This window comes from Luteibacter sp., assembly GCF_051958795.1.
Classification (GTDB): domain Bacteria; phylum Pseudomonadota; class Gammaproteobacteria; order Xanthomonadales; family Rhodanobacteraceae; genus Luteibacter.
Genome location: NZ_JBQCFT010000092.1, coordinates 21,353 through 27,943, shown reverse-complemented (window position 1 = coordinate 27,943; position 6,591 = coordinate 21,353). Strand labels below are relative to the sequence as shown.

Below are 6,591 nucleotides of genomic sequence, written 5' to 3'. Positions count from 1 at the left end.
AGTTCACGACCTGGGAGGTGCCCACGTACGCGTAGAACAGGTCCGGCCGGGCCTTCGCCATGTAGACGCCAAGGATCGAGCCCCACGAGCTCCCCCACAGGATCACCTTGCGCTTGCCGTAGCGATGCGCGAGATATTCGGCGAGCTCGTTGCCGTCCTTCGCCATCCGCTCGATCGTCAGTGTCTCGCCTTCGGCCGGCGGGTTGCGCCCATAGGTCATGCCGGCGCCACGCTGGTCCCACTGCACGACGATGAAATCCTTCGACCACGCACCGTACATCGTGTCCGAGAGCGGGCTCAGGGGATTGCCGGGGCCGCCACTGATGAACAGGATGACGGGGGTGGCGCAACTGTCGCCCTTGGCGGTGACCCACTGTTCGATGCCGCCAATGCGGACGAAGCCTGCGCTATCGACCTTGCCCGGCTTACCCTTGCAGGCGGCGTCCAGCGGTACCGCGGCCTGGCGCGTGCCCGCCTTCGCGCTCTCCGCGGCCTGCGCACCGGACGCAAGCATGCCCAGGGCCAACAGCGTGGCCCCCACCAACGATGCTTTCCTCACCCTCATCCCCCGTAGTGCGGCCACGTAGCCGCCGGGTCAGGAATGTAGCTGATTGCTGGCGCGGCCGTCTCTCAGCCGAAGGTAAAGGAGTACGCCTGCACGCCAGGATCGAGGAATTCGATTTCGAAGACGTGATCCGTGATCGGCGGGGTCTGCCGGAACAGCTGGTACATGCGCGGCTCGTCGACCTTGCCGTTACCGCTCGCGTCGGTATCGACGCCGTGGGCTGCTCCCGGCGGCTTGCCGTCGATCGTGACCCGGAAGCGGACGCTGGCACCACCGGCCGTGGGGCCGAGCACGAGGTGCAGGTCACGCGAATGGAAGCGGTAGACGATCTCGCCGCCGGCGCCTTCCGCCTTCGCCGACTCACGGCCCATGGTCCACTCGCCGGCAAGCGCCCAGTGGTTGAGGCCGAGGCCCTCGGGCACCTTGTAGCCGTGCATGCGGTCCTGCACGACGCCTCCTGGGGAGGCGAACTGTTCCGTACGCGCATAGCCGGTGTAGGTCTCGGGCGAGCGCTCATCCGCCGTATCGGCGGGCGCTTCCGCGCCCTCACCGATCGGGGCGACCAGCGGTCCGTTCATGGGTGGGTTGCCCGCCTCCTCTAGCAGGCGGCGGATAACCAGTTCTGACTTGTCGTAGTTGCCTTCGCCAAATTCGACGTGGCGCACCTTGCCCTTCGCATCGATGAAATACAGGGCGGGCCAGTATTCGTTATTGAAGGCGTCCCACACCTGGTGATCGCTGTCGATGGCCACTGGATAGTTCACGTTGTACTCGGCCAGGGCACGGCGCACGTTGCCCGCGTCGCGCTCGAAGGCGAACTCGGGGGACTGTGGCGACGGCCCCCGCTTGCGGCCGGTCTTGCGGTACGCTCGCGTTTCCATCGCCCACGGTCGGAGGTCCCATGAAACGCGTCACCGGTATTGGCGGCATTTTCTTCAAGGCCAAGGACGCCCCGGCCTTGCGGGCGTGGTATCAGAAGCACCTTGGGATCGACGTACAGGAGTGGGGCGGCGCCGCCTTCACCTGGACGGACGACAAGGGTGAGCCGACCTGCGGCACCACCATCTGGTCGGTTTCCTCCGGCAAGGATGGCCAGGTGCCCGAGAGCCAGGCATTCACCATCAACTACCGCGTCCATGACGTGCACGCGCTTGTAAAAGCGCTGCGCGACGAGGGGTGCCAGGTCGTCGGTGACGTGGACGAATCGACGGGCTACGGCAAGTTCGCCTGGGTCATGGACCCGGAGGGGAACAAGGTGGAACTCTGGGAGCCGCCTGAGGGGCAGTAAAAAAAACGGCCGCCCATCGAGGCGGCCGTTTCGCATGCTGCGGCGACGGAAGCTTAGTCGACCTGCTGCGTCGCGACGGCCGACGGGCCGTTGCCGACGTTGACGGTCGCGACGACCTTGTTGTTCGCCGGGTTGATCACCGAGACCGTGTTCGATCCGGAGTTCGTGACATAGACGCGGGCCAGCGGCAGGCTGACCGCGATCGGGCCCGGTGCGATGCCGACCGGAACCGTCGCGATCACGGTCTTGCTGCCGGCGTCGATGACCGACACCGTGCCGTCGGCAAGGTTGGACACGTAGGCGCGCGTACCCAGGAGGCTCGTCGCGACCGCATCGGACGCGTTGCCGGTAGCGATCGTCGAGGTCACGGTGTTGCTCGAGGTGTCGATCACCGAGACGTTGTTCGTGCCCTGGTTCGCGACATAGACGCGCGCGCCGAACGGGCCCACGTCGAGGCTGACCGGCGCCGAACCCACCGGCACGGAGGCTTCAACCTGCTTCGTCTTCGTGTTGATCACCGAAACCGTGTTGTCGAAAAAGTTGGCGGTGTAGACGTACTTGCCCGAGATGCCCGCGGCCACGCCGAACGGTACGGTGCCGGTGGGGAGCGAATCGACCACGCTGTAGGTGGCGGTATCGATCACCGACACGGTGCTGTCGTTGGCGTTCGTCACATAGGCCGAGCGGCCATCCACGCTGAAGGTGACGCCGTACGGGAAGGCGCCAACCGGGATCGTGGCGATGACCGCATTGGTGGATGCCTTGATGACCGACACGGTGTTGTCGTTCGAGTTGGTCAAGTAGACCTTGCTGCCGTCACGGCTGACGGCGATGCCGAACGGGCTGCTACCAACGGTAACAGTCGCTGTCACGACATTGCGCGTCGTGTCAATCACCGACACGGTATTGTCGTTCTGGTTCGCCACGTAGGCGTTCGTATTGATGATGGAGCCGGCGGCAGCGGGGAGGGCTACGCCCGCAAGGAGCAACGGAAGGGCGCGACGGGCCGCGCCCGTAAGCATCGAATGCCTGGTCGTCATGGGATGTCTCACTGGTAGTGGTTGGGCGCAATCTCACGCCCGCCATGACCTGGCCGGAACCGGTTGATACCGATCTCGTGCTTGCGCAGGGTGAACATAGCGTCCACCCGTTACCGATAGTTTCCGCCGCGGTTACGCGGGATGTTGCACGGGCGTGGCAGGCCGTCCCCAGCGTGTATCGCGCGCAAGCGCGCTCCCACAGGGGGTTGTTGCTAAAATGCCCCGATGCAACCCATTGACCCCTCAGCCTTTCGCCTCACCGTAGCCCCCATGATGGACTGGACGGACCGGCATTGCCGGTACTTCCACCGTCTGCTGTCGCCGCATGCGCGCCTGTACACCGAGATGGTCACCAGTGCCGCGCTGGTGCGTGGCGGGCAGGTGCGCCTGCTGGAGCACAGCCATGAGGAGCATCCGGTGGCGTTGCAGCTGGGCGGGAGCGACCCGGCTGAGCTGGCCAGCGCCGCGATCCTGGGCGCCCAGGCGGGGTATGACGAGATCAACCTCAACGTCGGCTGCCCCTCCGATCGGGTCCAGTCCGGCAAGTTCGGCGCCTGCCTGATGCGGGAGCCGGAACTGGTGGGGGAGTGCGTCCGCGCCATGGCCGGGGTGGTCGACGTGCCGGTCACGGTGAAGTGCCGCATCGGCGTGGACGACCAGGACGAATACGCCGACCTCCAACACTTCACCCAGGTCATGGTGCAGGCCGGGGTGAAACACCTGGTGGTCCACGCACGCAAGGCCTGGCTCGAGGGGCTGAGCCCGAAGGAGAACCGGGAGATTCCGCCGCTGGACTACGGCCGGGTCTACCGGCTGAAGCAGGAGTTCCCGGACCTTACCATCGTGATCAACGGCGGTATCACCACGGTCGAGGCTGTCCAGGAGCACCTGGCCCATGTCGACGGGGTGATGCTGGGCCGCGCGGCCTACCACGACCCGTTCGTCCTGGCCCAGCTGGAGACGGCCCTCTATGGCGCGCCAATGGCCGACCGGGCCGATGTCCTCGAGCGCATGCGTATCTATATCGAGGCCGAACTGGCCCGGGGTACGGCCCTGAAGCACATCACCCGCCACATTCTGGGCCTTTACCAGGGCGAGCCGGGTGCGCGTGGTTTCCGCCGGCAACTGTCGGAGGGTGCCCACCTGCCGGGGGCCGACTGGAGCGTGATCGAGTCCGCCATGGCCCCCCTGCGCCAGGCGGCTTAGTTTCGTTCAGCTTCGGGCGGGGCGGGCATCGGCATGATCGGCCGACTCGCATGACACCGCGCCTGACATGAAAATCACGTTCCGCCCGCTATTTTTCGCCGCCATCTGTGCCGGCGCGCCGTTTGCCGCCCTGGCCCAGCAGTCGATGACGCTGGAGCAGGCGGTGGCCAAGGTGCAGAAAGAAACCGGGGGGAAGGTGCTTTCAGCGGATACCCGCCTTGTCGAGCGCGGGCGAATCACCGAATACCGGGTCAAGGTCCTCACTCTGGACGGGCACGTGAAAGTGGTGCCCCTTCGAACCGAAACCGCCAAACCCCTGGATGCCACCGCCGGGGATACCAAGGAGAGACATTAATGCGAATCCTGCTCGTTGAGGACGAGGCCCCGCTGCGCGAGACCCTCGCCGCGCGCCTGAAGCGCGATGGCTTCGCCGTCGATGCCGCCCAGGATGGCGAAGAAGGTCTTTACCTCGGCCGCGAGGTCCCGTTCGACCTCGCCATCATCGACCTGGGCCTGCCCAAGCTGTCCGGCATGGACCTGGTGAAGGCCCTGCGCGAGCACGGCCAGCGTTACCCGATCCTGATCCTTACCGCCCGCGGCAGCTGGCAGGACAAGGTCGAAGGCCTGAAGCACGGCGCCGACGATTACCTGGTCAAGCCGTTCCACGTCGAGGAACTGCTGGCGCGCATCAACGCGCTGGTCCGCCGCGCCAGTGGCTGGTCCAAGCCGATCCTCGCCTGCGGCCCGATCAAGCTCGATACCACCGCCCAGACGGTCACCGTCGAAGGCCGCCAGGTGGACCTCACCAGCTACGAGTACAAGGTGCTCGAGTACCTGATGCTCCACGCCGGCGAGCTGGTGTCGAAGGCCGACCTGACCGAACACATCTACCAGCAGGATTTCGATCGCGATTCGAACGTGCTGGAAGTGTTCATCGGCCGCCTGCGTCGCAAGCTGGATCCGGAGAGCGCGCTCAAGCCGATCGAAACCGTGCGCGGCCGCGGCTACCGTTTCGCGATCCCGCGCAACGAAGCGGACGAAGACTAAGATTATCGTGGCGGCGTGGCACGACGCCGCGCCGCCATGTAGGTACCTGCGAAGCATGGAAACCGCTTCATCGACCAAGCGCCGCCCCCTGTCGCTGGCTGCGCGCGCCGCGCTTGCCACGGGCTTTGCGCTGGCGGCCTTTCTTGGCCTGACCGGCCTTGCGCAGAACAAGGCCAACTACGCCTCCGAGTTGTCGGCCATGCACGACCGGCTGCACAACTACGCCATCGCATACATCACCGATACGGACATTACCCGTGCCGGCAAGGTCACCACGCCCGATAGCCAGCCCAATCCCGATTTCTCGCGGCCAGGCTCGGGGCTCTACGCGATTATCGTGGGCAACGATGGGTTCCGCTGGGAATCGTCATCGGCGCTGGGTCGCGATTTCGATTTCGTACGCATGCTTTCGCCCGGCGAGACCGCTTTCGAACCGGTGGAGACGCGCAGCGGCAAGCTCTACGTCTTCAGTTACGGCGTCTCGCTGGACAGCACCGAGAAGCGTAGCGTCCCGCTGACCTTCGCCGTCGCGCAGACCGAGGACCAGTTCGAGCGCCAGGTGGCCACGTACCGCCGCACGCAGTTCCTCTGGCTGGCCATGCTCGGCATGATGCTGATGCTGCTGCAGTTGTTCCTGCTGCGCTGGAGCCTGCTGCCGCTGCGGCGCGTGTCGAGCGACCTCGCCCATATCGAGCGCGGTGCCCGCGATCACCTTGATGGCCCGTACCCGGTGGAACTCACCGTGCTGACCCGGCGCCTCAACGCCTTCATCGATAGCGAGCGCGAGCAGCGCACCCGTTACCGCGACACCCTGGCCGACCTGGCGCACAGCCTGAAGACGCCGCTCGCGGTCGTTCGCTCGCAACTGGAAACGGACGGAGACGCGCACAACCTGCGTGGCGACATCCTCGACCAGGTGCGCAAGATGGACGAGATCGTGGCGTACCAGCTTTCCCGCGCGGCAACGTCGGGCCGGCGCACCATCGCTGCGGAAGAGCCGATCGCCGGGCATGCCGAGGATCTCGTGCAAAGCCTGGAGAAGGTGTACGCGGCCAAGAACGTGCTCTGCGAATTCGAACTGGAAGATGGCGTGGCTTTCCCGGGCGAGCAGGGCGACCTGCTGGAGCTCATGGGCAACCTCGTCGAGAACGCGTTCAAGTGGGCGTCGCACCGCGTGCTGCTCACCGCGCGGGCGACCCGGCCGGGGCGCAAGGGTGGCAGCGGACTCGAACTCATTGTCGAAGACGACGGCCCGGGCATTCCGGACGAGAAGATCGAGAAGATCCTGCAGCGCGGCGTGCGTGGCGACGAGCGCGTGCAAGGCCACGGCATCGGCCTGTCGATCGTCCAGGACATCATCAAGGCCTACCAGGGCACCCTGCACGTCGACCACTCCGAAGAACTGGGCGGCGCCCGCTTCCGGGTAACCATCCCCCCGGGCTGAG

General features: G+C 65.8%; 8 protein-coding genes. 5 read left to right on the top strand and 3 right to left on the bottom strand.

The window, feature by feature from the left end:
• The coding region (locus tag ACTHLF_RS05020; RefSeq protein ID WP_440325394.1) for an alpha/beta fold hydrolase at positions 1–541 on the bottom strand (541 nt) is incomplete at its 3' end.
• 89 nt (positions 542–630) lie between these two features.
• Positions 631–1,446, bottom strand: a complete 816-nt coding sequence (locus ACTHLF_RS05015) for a hypothetical protein (protein WP_440325392.1) — start codon at positions 1,444–1,446, stop codon at positions 631–633.
• A 20-nt stretch (positions 1,447–1,466) separates the two neighbouring features.
• Between ACTHLF_RS05015 and ACTHLF_RS05010 the strand changes: the two genes are divergently transcribed.
• Positions 1,467–1,853, top strand: coding sequence for a VOC family protein (locus ACTHLF_RS05010; protein WP_440325391.1), 387 nt, complete (start codon positions 1,467–1,469; stop codon positions 1,851–1,853).
• A gap of 53 nt (positions 1,854–1,906) precedes the next feature.
• Here ACTHLF_RS05010 and ACTHLF_RS05005 read toward each other — a convergent pair whose 3' ends face one another.
• The gene (locus ACTHLF_RS05005) at positions 1,907–2,893 is read right to left on the bottom strand and encodes a cytochrome D1 domain-containing protein (protein WP_440325389.1); all 987 of its coding nucleotides are present in this window, start codon (positions 2,891–2,893) and stop codon (positions 1,907–1,909) included.
• 225 nt (positions 2,894–3,118) lie between these two features.
• On the opposite strand from ACTHLF_RS05005, the gene dusA reads away from it, so the two are divergent.
• From dusA to ACTHLF_RS04985, 4 genes are all read left to right on the top strand, one after another.
• Complete coding sequence (gene dusA / locus ACTHLF_RS05000) at positions 3,119–4,099, top strand: tRNA dihydrouridine(20/20a) synthase DusA (RefSeq protein ID WP_440325387.1); 981 nt, start codon at positions 3,119–3,121, stop codon at positions 4,097–4,099.
• Positions 4,100–4,166: 67 nt separating this feature from the next.
• Entirely contained in the window at positions 4,167–4,454 is a 288-nt protein-coding gene (locus ACTHLF_RS04995) for a PepSY domain-containing protein (RefSeq protein WP_440325385.1), read from the top strand.
• Entirely contained in the window at positions 4,454–5,146 is a 693-nt protein-coding gene (locus tag ACTHLF_RS04990; protein ID WP_331644717.1) for a response regulator transcription factor, read from the top strand. Before ACTHLF_RS04995 ends, ACTHLF_RS04990 begins: the two co-directional genes overlap by 1 nt.
• A gap of 55 nt (positions 5,147–5,201) precedes the next feature.
• Positions 5,202–6,590 (top strand): ATP-binding protein, encoded by a 1,389-nt coding sequence (locus tag ACTHLF_RS04985; protein ID WP_440325383.1) that lies wholly within the window; start codon positions 5,202–5,204, stop codon positions 6,588–6,590.
• The last annotated feature ends 1 nt before the right edge of the window (position 6,591 follow it).

Bases quoted from the DNA above. Each gene is read 5' to 3' on its own strand.
- ACTHLF_RS05015 (WP_440325392.1), bottom strand. From the start codon at position 1,446: ATGGAAACGCGAGCGTACCGCAAGACCGGCCGCAAGCGGGGGCCGTCG.
- ACTHLF_RS05010 (WP_440325391.1), top strand. From the start codon at position 1,467: ATGAAACGCGTCACCGGTATTGGCGGCATTTTCTTCAAGGCCAAGGAC.
- ACTHLF_RS05005 (WP_440325389.1), bottom strand. From the start codon at position 2,893: ATGACGACCAGGCATTCGATGCTTACGGGCGCGGCCCGTCGCGCCCTT.
- dusA (WP_440325387.1), top strand. From the start codon at position 3,119: ATGCAACCCATTGACCCCTCAGCCTTTCGCCTCACCGTAGCCCCCATG.
- ACTHLF_RS04995 (WP_440325385.1), top strand. From the start codon at position 4,167: ATGAAAATCACGTTCCGCCCGCTATTTTTCGCCGCCATCTGTGCCGGC.
- ACTHLF_RS04990 (WP_331644717.1), top strand. From the start codon at position 4,454: ATGCGAATCCTGCTCGTTGAGGACGAGGCCCCGCTGCGCGAGACCCTC.
- ACTHLF_RS04985 (WP_440325383.1), top strand. From the start codon at position 5,202: ATGGAAACCGCTTCATCGACCAAGCGCCGCCCCCTGTCGCTGGCTGCG.